General features: G+C 53.9%; 19 protein-coding genes. 13 read left to right on the plus strand and 6 right to left on the minus strand.

Annotated elements, in window-relative coordinates:
* Positions 1–17: 17 nt before the first annotated feature.
* Entirely contained in the window at positions 18–1,448 is a 1,431-nt protein-coding gene (locus B9Z49_RS08045) for a sulfatase (protein ID WP_108352925.1), read from the minus strand.
* A gap of 105 nt (positions 1,449–1,553) precedes the next feature.
* On the opposite strand from B9Z49_RS08045, the gene B9Z49_RS08050 reads away from it, so the two are divergent.
* The 3 genes from B9Z49_RS08050 (at position 1,554) to B9Z49_RS08060 (ending at position 4,989) form a co-directional block, all read left to right on the plus strand.
* Complete coding sequence (locus tag B9Z49_RS08050) at positions 1,554–2,507, plus strand: LysR family transcriptional regulator (RefSeq protein ID WP_146188503.1); 954 nt, start codon at positions 1,554–1,556, stop codon at positions 2,505–2,507.
* 378 nt (positions 2,508–2,885) lie between these two features.
* The gene (gene kdgD, locus B9Z49_RS08055) at positions 2,886–3,812 is read left to right on the plus strand and encodes a 5-dehydro-4-deoxyglucarate dehydratase (protein ID WP_108352927.1); all 927 of its coding nucleotides are present in this window, start codon (positions 2,886–2,888) and stop codon (positions 3,810–3,812) included.
* 199 nt (positions 3,813–4,011) lie between these two features.
* Positions 4,012–4,989, plus strand: a complete 978-nt coding sequence (locus B9Z49_RS08060) for a tripartite tricarboxylate transporter substrate binding protein (protein WP_108352928.1) — start codon at positions 4,012–4,014, stop codon at positions 4,987–4,989.
* 155 nt (positions 4,990–5,144) lie between these two features.
* On the opposite strand, the gene B9Z49_RS08065 is transcribed toward B9Z49_RS08060, so the two are convergent.
* Genes B9Z49_RS08065 through B9Z49_RS08085 form a run of 5 tightly spaced genes read right to left on the minus strand, consistent with a single transcriptional unit; the run spans position 5,145 to position 9,844 of the window.
* Positions 5,145–6,152: a 2Fe-2S iron-sulfur cluster-binding protein gene (locus B9Z49_RS08065; protein ID WP_108352929.1), complete on the minus strand. Its 1,008-nt coding sequence runs from the start codon at positions 6,150–6,152 to the stop codon at positions 5,145–5,147.
* The gene (locus B9Z49_RS08070) at positions 6,149–7,144 is read right to left on the minus strand and encodes a PdxA family protein (protein ID WP_108352930.1); all 996 of its coding nucleotides are present in this window, start codon (positions 7,142–7,144) and stop codon (positions 6,149–6,151) included. Before B9Z49_RS08070 ends, B9Z49_RS08065 begins: the two co-directional genes overlap by 4 nt.
* Positions 7,144–7,608, minus strand: coding sequence for a nuclear transport factor 2 family protein (locus B9Z49_RS08075; protein WP_108352931.1), 465 nt, complete (start codon positions 7,606–7,608; stop codon positions 7,144–7,146). Before B9Z49_RS08075 ends, B9Z49_RS08070 begins: the two co-directional genes overlap by 1 nt.
* The gene (locus tag B9Z49_RS08080) at positions 7,605–8,840 is read right to left on the minus strand and encodes an aromatic ring-hydroxylating dioxygenase subunit alpha (protein WP_108352932.1); all 1,236 of its coding nucleotides are present in this window, start codon (positions 8,838–8,840) and stop codon (positions 7,605–7,607) included. The genes B9Z49_RS08075 and B9Z49_RS08080 overlap by 4 nt, the downstream gene beginning before the upstream one ends.
* Before the next feature lie 8 nt (positions 8,841–8,848).
* Positions 8,849–9,844 carry a tripartite tricarboxylate transporter substrate binding protein gene (locus B9Z49_RS08085; protein ID WP_108352933.1) on the minus strand — a complete coding sequence of 332 codons (996 nt, stop codon included), beginning with the start codon at positions 9,842–9,844 and terminating at the stop codon, positions 8,849–8,851.
* A 132-nt stretch (positions 9,845–9,976) separates the two neighbouring features.
* On the opposite strand from B9Z49_RS08085, the gene B9Z49_RS08090 reads away from it, so the two are divergent.
* From B9Z49_RS08090 to B9Z49_RS08130, 10 genes are all read left to right on the plus strand, one after another.
* Positions 9,977–10,771, plus strand: coding sequence for an IclR family transcriptional regulator C-terminal domain-containing protein (locus tag B9Z49_RS08090; protein ID WP_233254558.1), 795 nt, complete (start codon positions 9,977–9,979; stop codon positions 10,769–10,771).
* Between the two features lie 10 nt (positions 10,772–10,781).
* On the plus strand, positions 10,782–10,925 hold the full coding sequence (locus tag B9Z49_RS21775; protein ID WP_158273454.1) for a hypothetical protein: 144 nt from the start codon (positions 10,782–10,784) through the stop codon (positions 10,923–10,925).
* Positions 10,926–11,129: 204 nt separating this feature from the next.
* Positions 11,130–11,930, plus strand: coding sequence for a BtpA/SgcQ family protein (locus tag B9Z49_RS08095; RefSeq protein ID WP_108352934.1), 801 nt, complete (start codon positions 11,130–11,132; stop codon positions 11,928–11,930).
* Between the two features lie 17 nt (positions 11,931–11,947).
* Positions 11,948–13,456 (plus strand): FGGY-family carbohydrate kinase, encoded by a 1,509-nt coding sequence (locus B9Z49_RS08100; RefSeq protein ID WP_108352935.1) that lies wholly within the window; start codon positions 11,948–11,950, stop codon positions 13,454–13,456.
* A complete protein-coding gene (locus B9Z49_RS08105; RefSeq protein ID WP_108352936.1) occupies positions 13,453–14,166 on the plus strand; it encodes an HAD family phosphatase in 714 nt (237 codons plus the stop codon). Before B9Z49_RS08100 ends, B9Z49_RS08105 begins: the two co-directional genes overlap by 4 nt.
* The gene (locus B9Z49_RS08110) at positions 14,163–14,921 is read left to right on the plus strand and encodes an SDR family NAD(P)-dependent oxidoreductase (protein WP_108352937.1); all 759 of its coding nucleotides are present in this window, start codon (positions 14,163–14,165) and stop codon (positions 14,919–14,921) included. The genes B9Z49_RS08105 and B9Z49_RS08110 overlap by 4 nt, the downstream gene beginning before the upstream one ends.
* Before the next feature lie 53 nt (positions 14,922–14,974).
* On the plus strand, positions 14,975–15,814 hold the full coding sequence (locus B9Z49_RS08115) for an ABC transporter substrate-binding protein (protein ID WP_108352938.1): 840 nt from the start codon (positions 14,975–14,977) through the stop codon (positions 15,812–15,814).
* Positions 15,814–16,599: an amino acid ABC transporter permease gene (locus B9Z49_RS08120; protein WP_108352939.1), complete on the plus strand. Its 786-nt coding sequence runs from the start codon at positions 15,814–15,816 to the stop codon at positions 16,597–16,599. The genes B9Z49_RS08115 and B9Z49_RS08120 overlap by 1 nt, the downstream gene beginning before the upstream one ends.
* Positions 16,596–17,372, plus strand: a complete 777-nt coding sequence (locus B9Z49_RS08125) for an amino acid ABC transporter ATP-binding protein (protein ID WP_108352940.1) — start codon at positions 16,596–16,598, stop codon at positions 17,370–17,372. The genes B9Z49_RS08120 and B9Z49_RS08125 overlap by 4 nt, the downstream gene beginning before the upstream one ends.
* 9 nt (positions 17,373–17,381) lie before the next feature.
* On the plus strand, positions 17,382–18,947 hold the full coding sequence (locus B9Z49_RS08130; RefSeq protein WP_108352941.1) for a gamma-glutamyltransferase family protein: 1,566 nt from the start codon (positions 17,382–17,384) through the stop codon (positions 18,945–18,947).
* Positions 18,948–18,957 lie beyond the last annotated feature (10 nt).

The following is an 18,957-nucleotide window of genomic DNA, read 5'->3' on the forward strand; positions in this document are numbered from 1 at the left end:
TTTGTCTCCTGTTTAGATCAACGATGGTCACGAAAAACATTCTGAGTCCTGATCTGACTCGACATGCGCCAATGCAACAGCATGTCCATCAAGCTTTGACGAATTGCCGTGTGAGTGGGTGACGACCAAAGGTTGTTGGTTTCCTCGGGGTCATTTTCAAGATCAAAAAGTTGACCAAAACTTTCATTCAGAAAATGCACCAGCTTCCACCGTTGGGTTCTGACCATGGTCATAAACTCAACGTCGGTCAAAATGTTGTCACGACCTTGTTCGCAATAGACGGCCTCACGTCCAGACCAATGCGGATCACTGAAAGAAGGCTCTACAGAAACGGCCTCCATGCCTTCGGGGTGTTTGGCTTGTGCCTGAGTGAGTAACCATGGAACGATGTCCATCGCTTGAATCAGGGCATCAGATTTTTGGGCCTCTGGTATCTTTCCGGGTGCCCACAAAATCATAGGAACCTTTGTCACTTGCTCGTACATGGTCCACTTTTGACTGTGCCCGTGATCTCCTAAACAGTCTCCATGGTCCGACGTGAAAACGATGATGCAATTGTCCAGATAGCCCTTCTTATCAAGAGAATCAATGATCATCCCAACAGCATCGTCAATCATGGTGACGTTGGCCAAATAATGGGCGCGCTGCCGATGGCGATGATCATCGCTGGGCTCTAGTTGGTGCACGACTGAATCGTGGTCTATTTCAACGTTGTGTTCGCGAAGAACATGAAACGGTTTTGGCTGTCCGGCCAAATCTGCTTGCGTGACCTTGGCGATAGGTAAATCTTTGTCGATGTATCTTTTGAAGTAGTCAGGCGTTGGGTCGTAAGGTGGATGAGGTCCCGGAAAACCAATTTGTAAAAACAAGGGCTCTGCTTTGGGTGCTGTGTCAATCCACCAGCACGCTCTATCGGCAACAAAATTATCTGAATGCGAGTCAGGTGGTAAGCGCCATTCAAATGCGCCGAGTCTTTCGCGGTAGTCTGGAAATTCTCGGTACTGAACTCTTTGTTGCTTGACCAAGCCTCGCGCAGCCAGTGACCGATCCCAGTCATCAAAGAAAAATCGACCTTCCAAAAATCGGTCTTTATTTTCTACAACATAGCGTTGGTGGTACCCGGCAGGTGTGTCTAAAGGCCATGTGTGCATCTTGCCGACGTTGATGCATGTGTAGCCAACTTGTGCGAGATTTTCCACCCAAGTGTGACGCCATGTATCTGCATTTTTTAAGATACCAGTTGTATGAGCGTAATAACCAGTGAACAAGCTCGAGCGAGCAGGTACGCAAGATGCCCCAGCAACATGGCACTGGGTAAAGTGAGTGCCTTCTTTGATCAGCCTGTCCAGGTTGGGTGTCTCCATGTGCGGAAATCCCAAGCCAGCGATGGTGTCATAGCGTTGCTGGTCAGTGATGATGAAAATGATGTGAGGTTGCTTTGGACTCATCGGATTCTCGGCACATGAAAAATCTCATGCTATTGCGTCTCCATGCAAATAAATAGTGATTATTTTTAATCAATCCATTACTATTTGGAATGGACAGGTGACAAGATGGATCAATTCAAATTCAAGCCAATGACTCCCAATACGCTTTCAGCGTTGCGCAGGCTTCGCATGCGCCATTTAGAGTTGCTGTGCCATCTCAGTGAAGCGTCCACAGTGAGCGCAGCTGCAGGTAAGCTCAACCTCACCCAGCCTGCTGTGAGCAAAATGATTTCTGAAATTGAGTCCATTAGTAAAGCCACCTTGTTTACAAGAGGCAGAACTGGCATTCAACCTAACGACAAAGGCGCTCTTTTGATACAACAGGCCTGCGACATGGTGCAAAGCCTTGATCGCTGTTTCTCAGAAATCAACTCAATTGGAGAGGGCGCGAGCGGTCTTTTGCGGTTGGGCTCGTTTTCTACAACCAGTATCTTTCCAAAGCTGGTAATTGACGTCATCCAACAGCAACCCTTGCTTAGAATTCAGATTCAAGAAAGTCCTCCTCAAGAACTGATCAATGCCCTCATCAACCATGAATTGGATTGCGTGGTTACCAGCTTTTCAAGAGAAATGATGGGTGACGAACGAACTAAATCACTGAAACTTCAGCCTATTTCCACCGACAGTCTTTGTATCGTTGCCTCCATAAAACACCCATTCTCAAAGCGAAGAAACATCAAATGGACGGAGGCTGTTAAGCACCGATGGGCTTTGCCTCCAAAGGACGCTCTCATGACCAAAGAGTTAATGTATGCACTCAAAAAAATGGATTGCCCAGACATCATTCCTGTTATTGAGTCAATGTCTGCCATCACGATGAAAGGTTTGATTCAATTTGATGACAACTTGCTTGGCATCATGCGTGAGCACCAAGCCAAAGAAGAAGAGCGTGCCAATAATTTAGTGATTGTCAAAATTCAACCAAAGATTAATCTCCCCGACTTGTACCTGGTTACGCACAAGCAAAATTTAATTCCCTCTGCAACAATGCAAGCTCTGCAAAACGCACTTGGACATTGAAACTCAGCGAAGTCGTGGGTCTGGGGTTTCTTTTAGGTATTTGAGCGTCTAGTGGAATTTGATGGTTCAAATGGTTCAAATACAGTGTTTTTTGCTAGGGGTCATCCAGAATCTGGACGCCTTGGCGTGTGTTGAATAAACTTGTACGGCACTGAATGTCAAATCAGATGAAGTGGGCTCCAGCAAAAATGGCAAGTTTTTTTGCGAGGGTTTGTACGCAGGCTGTCGTTTTATCAAAGGTTCATACTGGCCTTGGTGTGATCGGAATGTTTATCTGTTCTTAGGTGATTTCCCGCTTTCTACCTGCCTCACAAGGTATCGCATGAGACAAACGCTAAAGCTACAACACGACTGAATATTGATCAGAAATAAGACCAAATGAAAACTACCCTTAACCCCGATGCACTCAAGAGCTGTTTGGCCTCAGGGCTGCTCTCGTTTCCTTTAACCGACTTCGACGCCGCTGGAGAGTTCGACGCCACTTCATTTGCCAATCGCATTGAGTGGCTCGGCGGCTATGGCGCTCAGGCACTTTTCGCCGCCGGCGGCGCGGGTGAATTCTTCTCGCTGACAGCCCCCGAATACTGCGCAGTGGTGGCTCAGGCCGTGGCTAGTTCCCGCAACGCTGTGCCGATCATTGCCGCAACCGGTTACGGCACCAAGATGGCCATCGCCCTCGCCAGTGAGGCGCAGCTACTTGGCGCTGACGGTCTTCTGCTGCTTCCGCCTTATCTGACGGAGTCCTCCCAGCAAGGCCTGAAGGACCACATCACTGCGGTTTGCCGCTCGACTCGACTTGGCGTGGTCGTCTATAACCGTGCCAATATGCGCATCAAAGCGGAAACGCTGCAGCAAATCGCCGACGACTGCCCGAACCTGATCGGATTTAAGGACGGCGTTGGAGACATCGAAGAAATTCTCAAGATCAAGGCATTGCTTGGTGACAGGTTGGCCTATATCAACGGGATGCCCACTGCTGAAATCTTTGCAGGAGCCTACCTTGGAATGGGTATTTCAGTTTATTCGTCGGCGATTTTCAATTTCATCCCCCGAAGTGCAATGGCCTTCAATCGGGCAATCTTGGCCGATGACCACGCCGCAGTACAACAGTTCACTCGCGATTTCCTAGTGCCTTACGGACTACTTCGCTCGCGTCAGCCTGGCTACGCTGTCAGCATGATCAAGGCAGGGGCGGACATCGTCGGACGCAGCGCAGGCCGAGTGCGCCCGCCGCTGTCTGACGTAACGCCATTCGAGTATGCCGAACTGGCAACCCTCATTGAGCGGCTCGGCCCGCAGGTTTAAGTTCCCCTTGGGATCGTTTTAAAAAAGATTGTTGGTGCAACATTCAAAAAATTGTTAGCGTTGCATGGGCGCTGCCAAATTCAGTTCACACCCCAGCCTTCTGGGAGTTGTTGTCTGAGGGTTTGCCCCTTTGTCATTGTTTGCCTGTTGATACAAAATCTACCATCTAATCCGCCAAGCCACTTAACTAGGACGTCTTATGTTCAAACTCATCACTTGCGGCATGACCGCCCTTTGTTTCGCTTTGGCCATGCCTGCTATGGCCCAAAGCAGCGCGGGCGCCTACCCCAGCAAGCCTATAAAAATCATAGTTCCTTTTCCTGCGGGTGGAACTTCGGACGTTCTTGCCAGGTTGTTAGGTCAAAAAATGACCGAAGGATGGGGTCAGTCGGTGGTGGTTGAGAACCGTCCCGGCGCCAGCGGTAATTTGGGTGCCGATGCAGGTGCAAAGTCTGCTCCAGATGGCTATACATTGGTTTTGATGGATGTAGGCAACCTGGTGATCAGTCCTGCACTTTACAAACTTCCCTTTAACGTATTGACCGATTTTGCTCCTGTGGCCATGGTTGGCTACTCCCCCCACCTGTTGCTGGTCAGCACCAAAATTCCTGCAAACAGCACCAGTGAATTGGTGGCTTATGCCAAAGCTCAAAACGGCAAAGTTAATTTTGCCGCGGCCGCTGGCATGGGAAGTGCGGCCCACCTAGCAGGGGTTATTTTTGCTCAGCGCAGCGGCATTCAATGGGGTTATGTACCTTACAAAGGTGGGGCGCAAGCCATGACCGACTTGATTGGAGGGCAAATTGATGTAACCTTCAATGGCATGGTGGCCAGCTACCCGCATGTCAAATCAGGCAAGATAAAGCTACTGGCGGTCTCCAGTGCCAAGCGCAACGCGCAGTTGGGAGACACACCCACGGTTGGTGAAACTCTGCCCGGCTTCCTGACCGGTAGCTGGCAAGGTTTGTTGGCGCCTGCTGGTACACCCAAGGCCATTGTTGATAAGCTCAATGCTGAAGTGGCGCGAATTGTGGCACTGCCAGACATCAAGGAGCGCTTGGTCGTTTTGGGGGCTGAGCCAAACAATATGTCGCCTGATCAATTTAGCAGCTGGCTGAAAGCTGAAATTCCTGCCATGGCCAAAATCGTCAAGGATGAAAAAATTACAGTTGATTAATCGTTACCGACAGAAACTTGCGGCGGGCCAATGTCAAAGCGCAGGGCGTGACCATCAAGAAATTGAAGCGTGGCAAACCAACCATGCCGCTAATGTTTGCTGAACTCAAAAAAGATGAGTAGCACCTAAAAGAATTGAGCCTTGATGGATTGTCACTAAGTGCTTGTGACGTGGCGCGTGACAAAAACATCCGCATGCAATTTATCCGCCTGAATGCTCAAATCATTCAGGCAAACCTTTTTCACAGCCGCAACCATATTCGGGCTCCCGCAGCAGTAGACCTCTTTGACCGTTGACTCTGACCCCATGGCGAACAGGGCAACATCTACGCGTCCGTGAAATGCACCCAGGGTCAGCGCATCGCTTTCAGTTTCAACGACGGCTTGAAATTTGAAGTGTGGCAAGCTTTTTTTCCACCTTGCAATTGGGTCGAGCATATAAAGACCAGCAGCGTCCTTTGCGCCCCAAAGGAGGGTGATCTGTCTTTGTGACTTGTATTTGGCAAGATCATCAAGTAATGACTTAACTGGGGCAAAACCGGTTCCACCACAGACGCAGAGTAAGTGGCTTTGGTCATCTTGTGAGAGCTGCACTTGACCAAATGGCAACTCCACATCCAAGAAATCTCCCGGCTTCAATTGGTGTGCAATCCCGCTGAAAAGCCCCCCCTCCACATGCCTCACATGCAGTTGAATGGAATCACTTTCGTGTGGCGGGTTGGCCATCGAGTAGCTGCGACGTTGCTCACCTGGCAAGACGATGTTCAAGTACTGCCCCGCACGAAACTTGATCCGCTGGCCTGCCGGAAGTCTCAAGTGCAACAAGCTCACATCGGGGGCTGCTGCCACATTCCTGTAGACCTTGACCTGCACCCTTTTGGTCTCTGCTGGGATCGATTGGTGCCATTGCGGTGGTTTGACCACCATGTCGCTTTGTGGGCGGCATTGGCACAGCAGTTCTTGCCCAGTCAACTTGGCATCAGGCCAAATCAGTGTGCGTTGAAATTCTCCCTTTTCAATGTTCGCGGCGCAGTTGCCACAAACACCTTTTTTGCAGGAGTAGGGGATCTGGACGCCCGTTTTCAACGCTGCATCCAAAATGGATTGGTCAGACTCACAAGGAAAACTGACCTCGGAGTCAGCGATTCGAATGAGGTGGCTCATGACACTGCCGCAGTACTCGGCGAAACAGAGGCAATGCCCAGCAGCATGCGCAGACTGCGCAGTAAAGCATCGGGTTTGGCCTGGCCTTTGCCTGCAATGTCCATGGCACTGCCGTGCCCGGTACTCGCCAGCAAGACATCAGCCCCGATAGAAAAAGCGCTGGCCCCTTGGGGTGCGAGCAATTTGATGGGAATGTGGCCCTGGTCATGAAACATCGCCACGTAAAGATCATGGGGCTGCGTTGCATGGTTGGCCAACAGAACATCGGCGCCCATGGGGCCAGTTACGCTAAGCCCTGTTTGGTTCAGCGCGAGCGCAGCAGGGACCGTGCAGTTGACATCATGCTCCCCAAAGAGGGTTCCTTCGGAAGCATGGGGGTTGATGCCAAACAGCGCCACCCGAGGCGTGCTGACACCCAGGCGTTGACAGGCCATTACACCCGCTTGGGTGGCAGCGATCACGAGTTCGGTTCGCATTCTTCCCAAGGAAATTTCAACACTTTCATGCAAAGTGACGTGCACGATGCGCAAGCCGCCTCCAACCAGCATCAAAAAGACGCTGTCACTGGCCTGCTCGCACACGCTGGCAACCAGGCTGGGGTATCCGCTGAAGGCAATGCCGGCTTGAGCGATGGCTGTTTCATGGTGGGGTCCTGCAACGACACTGTCAAATTCACCACGGCGGCAAGCCTGGATGGCAGCCGTTGCGCTGTCGATGGCACTGCGCCCAGCGACTGGATCCACCTTGCCGGGAACGTGAAATTGTGTAGACATTTCACCCGCTGAGACGAGCGTGATGGAGTGCAGTACATCTTGCAAATGCAAAACGTTGGCAGTTTTCTGTAAAACCTCAACAGGCCCAAACAGCGTCACTCTGTTGCGCTGCTCAGGTGTCAGAGCCGCCAAGGCCTTGAGTGCTATTTCAGGTCCAACGCCATTGGGGTCGCCAGCCGTCAAAGCGACACATGAATGGTGTGCGTCAAGCCCAGTCATCACAGGGGCAAAGCCATCAAAGTATCGGTCACCGTGCTGTCGCAGACAGCCACCCTTTCAGCCAGAAGCAGTCGCTCATTGACTTTCACGAAACGGTCACGATAAACACCAGTGGCAAACAGTTGGGTCTCGCCTGTGGCCATGATGCGCGCAACCATGAAGGGCGTCGAGGCTTCAGCTGATTCAGCGCTCGCCGACAGCAGCTGCGGAATACCGATCAGGTGACGATACCGCTGGCGTTCATAGATGTTGGCTTCACGCAGTGCCGCCACACGGTCTTGTAGCATGGCTCGGGAGTCTGCCCACACAATGCCAGCGGGAAGGTTTTCTTGCTCGTTTTCAATGTGAGTGATACGGTACAAAGCGTCCGCCGTAAAAAAGTCAGGCCACGACTCCAATTGGTCACTGTCAATGCTTTGCGCATAGGCTGCATGAAAGGCCATGATGCTCAGTAAATCGATCATTCGGTCACACCCATATGCTGCCGGTAGGCTTTCCAAAAACCGCGAACAGAGGTCTCGGTTGCGCGTCCTTCACCAGTGGCGACCATATCGCCTCCCATCTCCACGATCGCCTGCATGTCTTGCGCGCCGGCAATGCCTCTTTGCACAAAACCGCCAACGGCACCATCCTCCATGGAAATAAAGCCGGCAGGCCCCACCAAATTGCTTTGTTTCAGTCGCACTTTGAGCTGCTCGGGCGTATCGTCTTCAAAGCCTAGATAGACCCAGTTGAGCTCACTGCGGTCATGCCCTTTGGGCAGCAATTGCCTCACGGCAAGGCAGTTTTGAATTTGCTGCAAAACAAACCCCGGGAACACCGATAAAATTTGCAGGCTGATGCCATCGTGCCATTCGTCAAAGCCAGCCAACAAGCTGGTGTCTTTAAGCCGATACCGATCGTGGTCCGAGCGAAGCCCTTGCTCTTTGTAAGAGGCATCCTTGGCTGCAGGGTCAATCATGGAAAAACTCACATGGTTGCCGCCTGATTCATCCACAATGACTCCGCCTTTTTGGGACAAGCGGTTGATCTCGAAGGTGGTGAAGAACATGTGCAACAAGCTGGCGTGATAACTGTCCCTCACGTTTTCGCAGTAGAGCTTCCAGTCGTTGGGCAGCGCCTGAGTAAAGCGACCGATGACCTTAACGGGTTTGTGCAAAACCCGCTCGATCCTTTCACAAATTTCAGGGCCGAGATACTCTTCAATCGGCTGCACATCATCACTGAAACTGCCGAAAACCAAACCACAAAACACGGCAACACGTAATTTGCGCGGGCCGTGATCGGATTTGCAAAAATGCTCCGGCATCCCGCCCTGGCCCCGAACCCCTTTTTCAAAGGCAATACCTGTCAAGTCGCCTTGCCGGTTGTAAGTCCAAGCGTGGTAGACGCACTGGAAGTTTTCAACTTGGCCTGATTTTTCCAAGGCAATCAGAGCACCTCGGTGGGCGCAGCGGTTTTCAAAAGCATAGACCTCGCCATCGTTATCACGCACCACAACCACGGGCGTCTCACCGATGAATGTGGTGCGGTACTTCCCAGGCTCATCCAGTTCGACATCCAGGCACAGGTAGTTCCACGTATCACCTTGAAAAATGTGGCTCTCTTCAGTCGCCCGTACTTGCTTGTCGGCATAAACCGAATAGGGCACACGGCTTAGATTTTCAGGCCATCGGATGGGCTTGTTTTCTTGCATGGTGGCTGTCAATCTAAAGTCACGTTGGCCGTACTGATCACGTTTTTCCATTTGGCTGACTCGGCTTGAATGAACGCGCCAGTCTCCTCAGGTGTCTGTCCGCCAGGCTCAGCGCCTTGGGCTGCGAACTTTTCGCGAACATCGGGCAGCGCCATGGCCGCAGCAAGGTGGCCTTGAATTCTTCGCGCGACGCTGCTGGGTGTACCGGGCGGTGCGACAACGCTGAAGAAGGTGACCGCCTGCATGGCAGGTAAACGCATTTCACTGAACGTGGAGATGTCCGGTAAGGCTCGCGAGCGCCGGGTATCGGCCACAGCCAGAACCTTGATGCGCTTAGCGGTATGAAATTGAGCTGATGAGGCAATGTTGTCGAAGAAAACGTCAACCTGCCCACTGACCAGATCATTCAAGGCCGGTGCCGTGCCGCGGTATGGAATGTGGACCATGCGCGTGCCCGTCAACTGCATGAACAAGTTGGCTGTCAGGTGAGAAGTAGACCCGTTGCCTTGCGAGGCATAGGACACTTTGTCTGGATTGGCTTTGAGGTAGGCGATGAATTCGGTGAGGTTGTTGACAGGGACTTTGTTGGAGATTGCCAACACGTTCGGTACAGTGGCAATCACTGTGATGGGCACCCACTTGGTGGGATCAAACGACATGGTCTTATAAAGGTTGTGATTGATCGCCACGGGACCAGGTGGGGAGGCGAGCAAGGTGTTGCCGTCTGGTTCTGCCCGCGCCACGAATTCACCACCCACATTGCCGCCTGCGCCGGTGCGGTTTTCAATCACGATTCCCGCTGGGAAAGCTTCACGCATTTTGTCTGCCAGGATGCGCGGCAGGACGTCAGCAGTTCCGCCTGCGGGAAATGGAACAACCATGCGCAAGGGCTTAGAGGCGCTGTCGGCTTGGGCAAAAGTGTAGGAGGGCAGTAATGCACTCAGGCAAAGCGCTAACGACGCAGCCAATGCGTGACGACGCGGAAAATTCAATGGCTTGTTCATGTCTTCCTCTTCTCTTTAGGTTCTTGGGCACAACACGGTATAGATCAATGCTGATCGAGTTTATGCAGCGCATTAACTTTAATCAATGAATACGAACATAATGTTCGCTGTGCGAACTATGTGGGGTGCGTTTTGACCTTAATCAATGAATCAGGCTCCGAGCCCGCTGACTCACCCGTCGACAGGGACTACGTCATTGCATTGGAAAAAGGGCTGGCGATCATTGAAGCCTTTGGCCAACTGCGAGGATCCGCGACACTCACGAAGATTGCAGAGGTAACGGGCAACACCAAGGCATCTGTTCGCCGCTCCTTGCACACGCTTTGCAAATTGGGTTATGCCCACCAAGAAGGACGTCAATTTCAACTTGCTGCTCGCACCTTGCGCCTGGGTTCTGCATTTGTAGTCAGCGATGAGTTGACGCGATTGGCTCAACCCATTTTGGAGATGACAGCTGAGCGAACGAAAGAGTCAGCGTCCATGGCGGTCTTGGTTGCACAAGACGTGGTGTTCGTTGCCAGAGCTACCCACCGCAGAAGCCTCTCAGTGGGCTTGAGTGCTGGCGCCCGTTTGCCAGCCTATGCAAGCGCTACTGGGCGTGTGCTGCTGGCAGGGCACCCCAAAGACTGGGCGCTCTTTATTCTCAATCGAATGCGACGGCCTGCGCTGACGGCAAAAACTTTGACCCAAGTGACGGATGTGATGCGGCAGATCGAACTGGTGAAACATCAGGGTTACGCCTTGTGCGACCAAGAGCTTGAACTTGGTCTGCGTTCGATCGCTGTCCCGATCAAGAACCGTAAGGAACAAACGATTGCTGCCATCAGTTTGTCCGTAGCCACCAGTCGAATGGACATCCCCGCCATTTTGGAAAAATTATTGCCAGAGCTAGAGGCGGCAAAGCAGAAATTTTCAGCGCTGATATGAAGGACTGCGATTGAAAGCTCCAAAAGAGTTGTCTGCTTACGATCATTCAGAAGATTTACCAAGAGTGAAGGTAGATGGTCGGGATGCCCTGATGCTGGAGCGTTTTGACTGGCAATGGAATCCAAATACAAAGGCTTTCTGGCAAAAGCAGTGAAGCCCGTGGCCAAGCAAAACCACTTTTTTAGTCAGTCAAATGATTCAATCCCTTTTGAACACTGACCTATTCGAAGCATATTGAGCCCACCAATCTCAAACATTTTGTCTGAATTTCTCTGCGACAGCATTCGACTGGTACAACCATAAAAAGAGTGATACAGTGTTCGAATGTGTTCGAAGTTAAGCGAGTAAGGACGTTTCAATGCTGTTTGATTTTTTTGGTTCTCGCAAGAAAGCCGTGATAGGCATGGCGCACATAGGTGCTCTGCCTGGAACCCCTTTGTACGACTTTAAACGCGGCATGAACGGTTTGATCGATGGCGTTATTGCAGACGTCGAGCGCCTGCAGGCTGGGGGCGTTGACGCAATCATGTTTGGCAACGAGAACGACCGGCCCTACCAACTGCAGGCACCCGCCGAAGGCGTGGCCGCGATGACAGCGGTGATAACGGCTGTCAAACCGATGCTGACCGTTCCTTTTGGTGTGAACTGGCTTTGGGATCCTACGGCCAGTGTGGCGATCGCCGCGGCCACTGGTGCATCATTCGTGCGAGAGATCTTCACGGGTGTCTTCGCTTCGGACATGGGCCTCTGGAAGCCTGATGCCGCCACCGCTCTGAGACTAAGGCGCAACGTGGGTCGCGACGATCTAAAGCTGTTGTTCAATATCAATGCCGAATTTGCCGACTCGCTCGACCGCCGACCCATTGAACTGCGCGCCCGCAGTGCAGTTTTTTCGTCACTGGCAGACGGAATCCTAGTCTCTGGCGCATTGACTGGGCAAGGCGTAAATACGTCCGACTTGCAGCGGGTAGCAGAAGCGCTAGAAGGCAAGGTTCCTGTTTTTGCCAATACCGGCGTCACGTTGGAAACAGTCAAGGACATCCTGTCACTTGCAGATGGTTGTATCGTTGGCACGCACTTCAAGGTTGATGGCGTGACGTGGAACCCGGTAGATGGTGACCGCGTCAAGCGGTTCATGGACCGGGTCAACAGTCTGTGACGACGCGGTGATTACCCATGACATGCGTAATCGGCCTTGATATTGGGACGACCTCAACGATCGGCATTTTGATCCGCATGCCGTCTGAACATCTGGCGTTGGCCAGCAGACCCGTTTCGCTTTCACACCGTCACGCGGGCTGGGCAGAGGAAGATCCCAATCAATGGTGGGACAACGTATGCGCCATCATTGCAGAGCTACTGGAGAAGTCCGGCATCAAACCTGACGAGGTCAAAGCCGTTGGAGTTTCAGGCATGGTGCCAGCCGTCGTGTTGCTGGATGCAGATGGTGAACTGCTGCGACCGAGCATCCAGCAAAGCGATGGCCGCTGTGCACAGGAGGTAGATTCGCTGCGCCGCGAATTCGACGAAGCGGCTTTTACCCGGCGAACGGGGAATGGTATCAACCAGCAGTTGGTAGCAGCCAAGTTGCGCTGGATCGCACACCACGAACCTCAGATTTTCGAACGAATTGGCACGGTGTTTGGAAGTTACGATTACATCAACTTCCGTCTCACAGGGACGCGCAACGTAGAGCAAAACTGGGCGCTTGAGGCGGGGTTTGTCGATCTTGCAACAGGTCATATTGCCAAGGATCTGGTGGCTGCAGGCAACATTTCATCAGACCAAGTCCCGCCGTTTGCGCGCAGCAGTGCCGTCGTCGGCGAGGTTACCCCAGAGGCGGCGAGGGCGACCGGACTTCAGGCCGGCACTCCGGTAGTGGCAGGTCTTGCGGACCACGTTGGATCAGCATGGGCCGCTGGCGTGCAAGGCCCAGGCGACATGCTGATCAAGCTCGGTGGCGCTTGCGATATCCTTCTGGCATCGAAGGAGGCACGACCCGATCCGCGCTTGTTTCTTGACTACCATCCCGTGCAGGGACTTTACATGCCCAATGGCTGCATGGCCTGTAGCGGATCCTTGCTGAATTGGTTTGCTTCACAGTTTGGTGGTGCAGCGCAGGACCATCCTGGCGCATCTATTCATCAAAAACTGGATCATTGGGCCGCCTCGATCCCTGCTGGCAGCGAAGGTGTGCGCACGCTACCGTTTTTCTTGGGCGAAAAAACGCCCATTCACGACCCGCTGGCGCGGGGCACATTTACCGGTCTCGGCCTCCACCACAGCCCTGGGCACATGTGGCGTAGCATGCTTGAAGGGGTTGCCTTCGGTATTCGCCACCACATGGAGGTCTTTGCAGACATAGGTATGCCCGCAACACGCGTCATGGCCTCAGACGGCGGCTCTGCCAGTGCAGTGTGGCTACAGATCATTGCCGACGTCCTAGACCGCCCTGTCCAACCCTTGTCTGGCCACCCTGGTTCCTGCCTTGGGGCTGCATGGATGGCGGCGCTTGGCTGTGGCCTAAGCACAAACTGGCAGGGTGCGCAGGCTTTTGTTTCTTTGGGCACACCCGTTGAGCCAGACCCCAGAAATCGAAGCGTTTATGACCAAGCGTATGGTGATTACCATCAACTTTATAGCGTACTCAAACCCTTGTTCCAACTGATGGGAGCCAGGCAATGAACCGCACGCGCGCCATGGCTTGGGACGTCGACGGCACCTTGGTCGACAGCGAGCCTCTGCACCTGCGTGCGCTCCAGTCGGTCTGCGATGCACACGGCGTTGACATCACGGAATATGGCGACACACCTTTTGTCGGGGTGGCGATCGGCGATGTCTGGCGCTTACTTGCCACCCGTTTCGAAAGCAAGTTCGTACAGCAATCAGGTAACGTCGAGGGCGAGTTCAGGCGCGCCGTTACCCGGTATTACCTAGAGCATTCAGGTGAGGTACGTGTATTGCCCGGCGCACGTCAGGCCCTCGAACATCTGTCAAGCTTGGGAGTCTCGTTGGCCGCCGTTTCTAACTCAGAGCGGCCGATCGTGCTGGCAAACTTAAAGACTATCGGTGTCCTCGACTTGTTCCAGGTCGTTGTCTCACTAGACGATGTGGGGCAACCAAAACCAGCGGCAGAACCCTATTTGCGGGCGCTGGCCGCAATGGCGGTTCCAGCTCGGGAGGCATGGGCCGTGGAAGACAGCGTCAGCGGTGCGCGATCAGCGCGCGCAGCAGGCTTACGGGTGCTGATCGTTGGAGAGGATGAAATGGCTCAAGGTGATCAGCGCCTTAACGATCTGCGGGACTTTCAGCAATGGTGGACAACAACAGGTTCGCAAAGCCGCCCGGCCCAGCATGAGTCAACACAGCTGGCCACTACTGGAGAAAACGAATGACATCTATCGTGGTGGTAACAGGCGGTGCCTCAGGAATTGGTGCTGCCATCTGCACCGAACTGGCGAGTCGGGGCTATACGGTCGTGGTGACTGACATGGACGAAGCTGGCGCCGAGACTGTCGCGTCAGGATTGCCTGGTGCGCATGCACGCAAGCTGGATGTGACACGGGCATCGACCTGCCAAGAGGTGGTCTCGTCTATCGAATCGGATATCGGACCGATTGAAGCATGGGTCTCGAATGCTGGTGTTTCCAGAATGGCACGGTTCCTAGACATCGATGAAAAACAGTATGACTTCACTTTGGACGTCAACCTAAAAGGACTGTTCTTCTCAGGGCAGGCAGCTGCACGCGTTATGGCCAAGCGTCAATCGGGCTGTATCGTAAACATTGCCTCAATGGCTGGAAAACAGGGGCGAGCACCCTTCCTTGCAGACTATGTCGCCAGCAAGTTTGGCGCAATCGGGCTCACTCAAGCGATGGCTTTCGAGCTTGCGCCGTTAGGCATTAGGGTGAACGCGGTATGTCCCGGTTTTGTAGCCACCTCTATGCAGGTGCGCGAGCTTGAATGGGAGTCGAGCCTTCGCGGCACGGACCCCGAAAGCGTAAAGCGCCAGTGGATCGCCGACACACCCATGGGTCGCCTTGAGCAGCCACAGGATGTGGCGCGGGTCGTTGCTTTTCTTTTGTCCAACGATGCCGGTTTTGTGACCGGTGAGTCGATCGCCGTCAACGGTGGCGCCTTCATGGATTGATTTTCTTTTGATTCCCGTCCCCTCTGTTCCACCTTTTTAAGGAGTATCCAGTCATGAGCACCTCAAGAACACCCCTGTTCCTGCGTCGTTATGTTGCTGCCGTCGGAATGGCCGCATGCGCTTTGTGGGCCGCGACGCCCGCGCAGGCGCAGACCCCGCGGGTCCCTGCACCCGCGGCCCTGGCCGCCAAAGGTACGATCAACTACTGCGCCACCATCGACAACCCGCCACGGGCCTACTTCGACGAAAAACAACAACCGATCGGCTTCGAGGTAGAACTGGGCGTGGAGATCGCAGCCCGAATGGGCCTGAAGGTCAGCTGGATACAACTCAAGTTTCCCGGTTTGGTCCCGGCTCTTCAGGCACAGCAGTGCGATGCGCTCATGCAAGAGCTTTTCATAAGGCCAGAGCGCCTGGAAATCATAGATATGGTGCCGTTCTCGCGTACCGGCCAGCAGATTGTTGTGCGTCGAAACGACAACAGCCCCGGGGCCGGGCTGGAGGACTTTGGGGGCAAGAAAATCGCCGTGCCCAACGGCACGACGATACACAACCTTGCAATCGAAGCGAACAAAAAGCTCAAAGAATCAGGCAAACCTGAGATCAACCTCGTCGTCTTGCCCACCACGACCGACACCTTCCAGCAGTTGGCTACCAGTCAAGTTGACGCGGTGGGAACCACCTCGACCGCAGGCGCTTACTACGTGCGGCTCCGCCCGAATGACTTTAAAGCCAAGGGCAACCCATTTGGACTGATTGGTACCGGCATCGGGATTCGCAAGGGAAATACCGACTTGACGAATGCCATCAAGAAATCTTTTGACAGCATAGTGGCGGACGGTACATATAAAAAAATGATCGATAAGTGGAACATGCAGGGCATGGAACTCTGATGGATTTCGACTGGGCATTCTTCGTCGAACGCATCGTCAATCCAGGGGCTCCCTACCTCAACGCGTTAGGCCGCACGGTATCCATGGCCGTGCTGGCCATGTTCCTGGGGCTTCTTATCGGATTGGTGGTGGGTTTCGGCCGACTTTCACGCTACGGCGTTATTCGGTCTGCCTGCGGCTTTTATGTGTGGTTGATCCGGGGCATTCCTGTTCTGGTACTTTTGGTGATGCTGTTTTCCGGTATGGCTGCTGCAGGGCTATTTCGGTTCACAGATCTCGAGTTTGCAGGGATCAAGTTGACAGCTTCCTTCCAAGCTGCGGTCATTGGGCTGGCCATTCATGAAGGCGCCTACATGGCCGAGATTGTGCGCAACGGCATCCAATCCGTGGCACGCGGCCAAATTGAGGCCGCACGGTCACTCGGGATGAGTCCTTGGCTTGTGACTTGGAGAATTGTGATCCCCCAGGCGACCCGCGTCGTCATGCCCCCTTTCGGCAATGATTTCAACCACATGTTGAAGACCACTTCGCTTGCCAGCGTGATCGGTGTACCGGAGATCTTCCAGCTTACCGAAGCCATGTCGGCTACAACATTCAAGACCTTTGAATTGCTGACGGTGGTGGCCCTCAACTATCTTGTCCTCACCGCGATCTGGAACACGATCCAGGGCGTTATTGAAACTCGCTTACGTGCCCACGAAATAGACCGGCCCGTGCGAAGTTGGTGGCAGAGCTTTGTCGTGTACTTAACGCCAAGCACGAATAGCTCGGAGCGTCGATCATGAGAGCAGAGAATTTCCAGCCGCTTGTACGGGCGATCGATGTGCGCAAGCGCTTCGGTGATACGGAAGTGCTATGCGGTGTTAATCTAGTTGTAAATCGTGGGGAAGTTCTTTGCATCATCGGCCCTTCTGGATCCGGAAAGAGTACCTTCCTGAGGTGCATCAATCAACTCGAGATCTATCAAGGGGGAAAAATTTTTGTCAACGATGAGTTGATTGGTTACAAGGAAGCGGGAGGCCGGTTGCTCCCAATTGGTAACCGACAGGTCGTACTGCAACGCCGCCGAATCGGTATGGTGTTCCAGCAGTTCAACCTTTTTTGGCACATGACTGTCATGGAAAACATCATTGAGGCCCCTGTCCGCGTGCTAGGTCAATCGGTAGCAAAGGCCAGCGAGAACGCCATGCGACTGCTCGAGCGGGTCGGTCTTGCGGCCAAGGCTGATGCCTACCCGATGAAGTTGTCTGGTGGCCAACAGCAACGTGCCGCAATCGCGCGAGCATTGGCCATGAATCCTGAACTGATGCTGTTTGACGAACCCACCAGCGCACTGGATCCGGAAACAACAGGAGAAGTGCTTTCGGTGATCTCTGAGTTGGCCTCCACTGGCATGACCATGATTATCGTGACACACGAAATGGGGTTCGCACGGCAGGTCGCTAACCGCGTAGTGCTCATGGAAGAAGGCCAGATCCGGCACGAGGCCCCACCCGATCAATTTTTTGGCAATCAAGCGCCAGCGCGCCTGAAAGCGTTTCTCTCCACCATTCACTAAAGAATAGTTATGACCACACTTGGCGCCATTGCCTCACCACATGCACTGGCCACACAATCGGGTCAGCGGGTGCTCCACGATGGAGGCACTGCAGTTGACGCGGCTATTGCAACCTGCGCAGTGCTGACTGTCGTCTACCCGCACATGAACTCAATTGGCGGCGACATCCAGGCGTTGTTAGCCCTTCCAGACGGCCGCACTAGGGCGCTCGGCGGCAGTGGGGCAGCTGCAGCGGCCTTAAGTGCGCAGGCCTTGCGCGGTCATCATGCATCCATGCCGATCCACGGTGTTCATCCGATCACCGTACCAGGCGTGATTGCCGCATGGGGGGAACTGCACGCTCAAGGCGGACGCCTGCCGTGGGCACGACTTTTGGAGGATGCCATTGCGTTAGCGCAAGGCGGGGTGCCAGTAGCGGCGGCTCTTGGGAGAGACCTTGACGCATTGCAGGAACGTTTACGCTTAGATGCAGGGTTATTTGGCGTTTTTTTTCGACCCGACGGGCGCGTATTGCGCACGGGCGAAATCCTCAAGCAACCAGCCCTTGCCGCTAGCCTGGCGCTGATCGCCAAAGACGGCCCTGATGCGTTCTATAAGGGCGAAGTTGGTGCCAATTTTGTGAACGGGGTGCGGGCTCAAGGTAGCCTGCTGACCCGCGCCGACTTGGCTAGCCATCGTTCACTTTGGCTTGAGCCGCTGTCGACGAGTTTCGGGCCCTATGAAATACTGACAACGCCGCCCGTATCCCAAGGCTTTGTGCTTATGCAGTTGCTGGCCGCGATGCGCCAAATGGACCTCGAGTCGGCTGATCCGAGCGAAAAAGCTGCGACAACGCTGGCGCGCCTGTGCGCCATCACAGCAGACCTTCGAGACCGCCACCTTGGGGATCCTGAGCATGCTCGGGTCGACATCGACTACTTACTTTCCGACCGCGTGATTGGAGACTTGGTTCGCAGAGCCAGCGATCTATCACTGCCAATACCGGCAACACCGCCTCTCCCTCGGCCCAGTGGCGACACCGTAGCAATAGTGGCACAGGATGCGCTGGGTCATTCAGTGACTGTGATCCAAAGTATTTTTCACGCATTCGGGGCCGGTATGTTGGAGTCGTCAACCGGCATCGTGTGCCAGAACCGCGGTGCCGCTTTCACACTGCACGAAGGTCCTGCGGTGTTAACTGGTGGGAGCAGACCGCCGAGTTCTTTGACGGCAACTTTACTGCGCCGAAATGGAGCGATTGAGGCCGCCTTGGGCTGCATGGGGGGCAAGAGTCAACCACAAATCCTCGCACAGGTACTCATGCGCCTGCTGGCAGGAACTGCACCCGCCGATGCGCTAGCTGCGCCCCGCTGGGTTGTGGGTACGTTCGGGCAAGGCAATGAAAATGTAGTGTTGGCTGAATCTGCGTTGGGCGATGCTGGCCGTCAAGCGCTTTCCCAAGTAGGGTTACCGCTGGTGTTTGGTGCCGAGCGCGACGATCGGGCAGGGCATGTTCAATTCGTACGCCGATTCCCGGATGGGCATTTTGAAAGCGCCACTGATCCTCGAGGAGACGGCGATCAGACCTTGCGCTGAACTTAGGGGC

It is taken from the genome of Limnohabitans sp. 2KL-51 (assembly GCF_003063645.1).
Lineage (GTDB): Bacteria > Pseudomonadota > Gammaproteobacteria > Burkholderiales > Burkholderiaceae_C > Limnohabitans_A.

Excerpts from the sequence above, each read along its gene's own strand:
- B9Z49_RS08045 (WP_108352925.1), bottom strand. The coding sequence starts at position 1,448 with ATGAGTCCAAAGCAACCTCACATCATTTTCATCATCACTGACCAGCAA.
- B9Z49_RS08050 (WP_146188503.1), top strand. The coding sequence starts at position 1,554 with ATGGATCAATTCAAATTCAAGCCAATGACTCCCAATACGCTTTCAGCG.
- kdgD (WP_108352927.1), top strand. The coding sequence starts at position 2,886 with ATGAAAACTACCCTTAACCCCGATGCACTCAAGAGCTGTTTGGCCTCA.
- B9Z49_RS08060 (WP_108352928.1), top strand. The coding sequence starts at position 4,012 with ATGTTCAAACTCATCACTTGCGGCATGACCGCCCTTTGTTTCGCTTTG.
- B9Z49_RS08065 (WP_108352929.1), bottom strand. The coding sequence starts at position 6,152 with ATGAGCCACCTCATTCGAATCGCTGACTCCGAGGTCAGTTTTCCTTGT.
- B9Z49_RS08070 (WP_108352930.1), bottom strand. The coding sequence starts at position 7,144 with ATGACTGGGCTTGACGCACACCATTCATGTGTCGCTTTGACGGCTGGC.
- B9Z49_RS08075 (WP_108352931.1), bottom strand. The coding sequence starts at position 7,608 with ATGATCGATTTACTGAGCATCATGGCCTTTCATGCAGCCTATGCGCAA.
- B9Z49_RS08080 (WP_108352932.1), bottom strand. The coding sequence starts at position 8,840 with ATGCAAGAAAACAAGCCCATCCGATGGCCTGAAAATCTAAGCCGTGTG.
- B9Z49_RS08085 (WP_108352933.1), bottom strand. The coding sequence starts at position 9,844 with ATGAACAAGCCATTGAATTTTCCGCGTCGTCACGCATTGGCTGCGTCG.
- B9Z49_RS08095 (WP_108352934.1), top strand. The coding sequence starts at position 11,130 with ATGCTGTTTGATTTTTTTGGTTCTCGCAAGAAAGCCGTGATAGGCATG.
- B9Z49_RS08100 (WP_108352935.1), top strand. The coding sequence starts at position 11,948 with ATGACATGCGTAATCGGCCTTGATATTGGGACGACCTCAACGATCGGC.
- B9Z49_RS08105 (WP_108352936.1), top strand. The coding sequence starts at position 13,453 with ATGAACCGCACGCGCGCCATGGCTTGGGACGTCGACGGCACCTTGGTC.
- B9Z49_RS08110 (WP_108352937.1), top strand. The coding sequence starts at position 14,163 with ATGACATCTATCGTGGTGGTAACAGGCGGTGCCTCAGGAATTGGTGCT.
- B9Z49_RS08115 (WP_108352938.1), top strand. The coding sequence starts at position 14,975 with ATGAGCACCTCAAGAACACCCCTGTTCCTGCGTCGTTATGTTGCTGCC.
- B9Z49_RS08120 (WP_108352939.1), top strand. The coding sequence starts at position 15,814 with ATGGATTTCGACTGGGCATTCTTCGTCGAACGCATCGTCAATCCAGGG.
- B9Z49_RS08125 (WP_108352940.1), top strand. The coding sequence starts at position 16,596 with ATGAGAGCAGAGAATTTCCAGCCGCTTGTACGGGCGATCGATGTGCGC.
- B9Z49_RS08130 (WP_108352941.1), top strand. The coding sequence starts at position 17,382 with ATGACCACACTTGGCGCCATTGCCTCACCACATGCACTGGCCACACAA.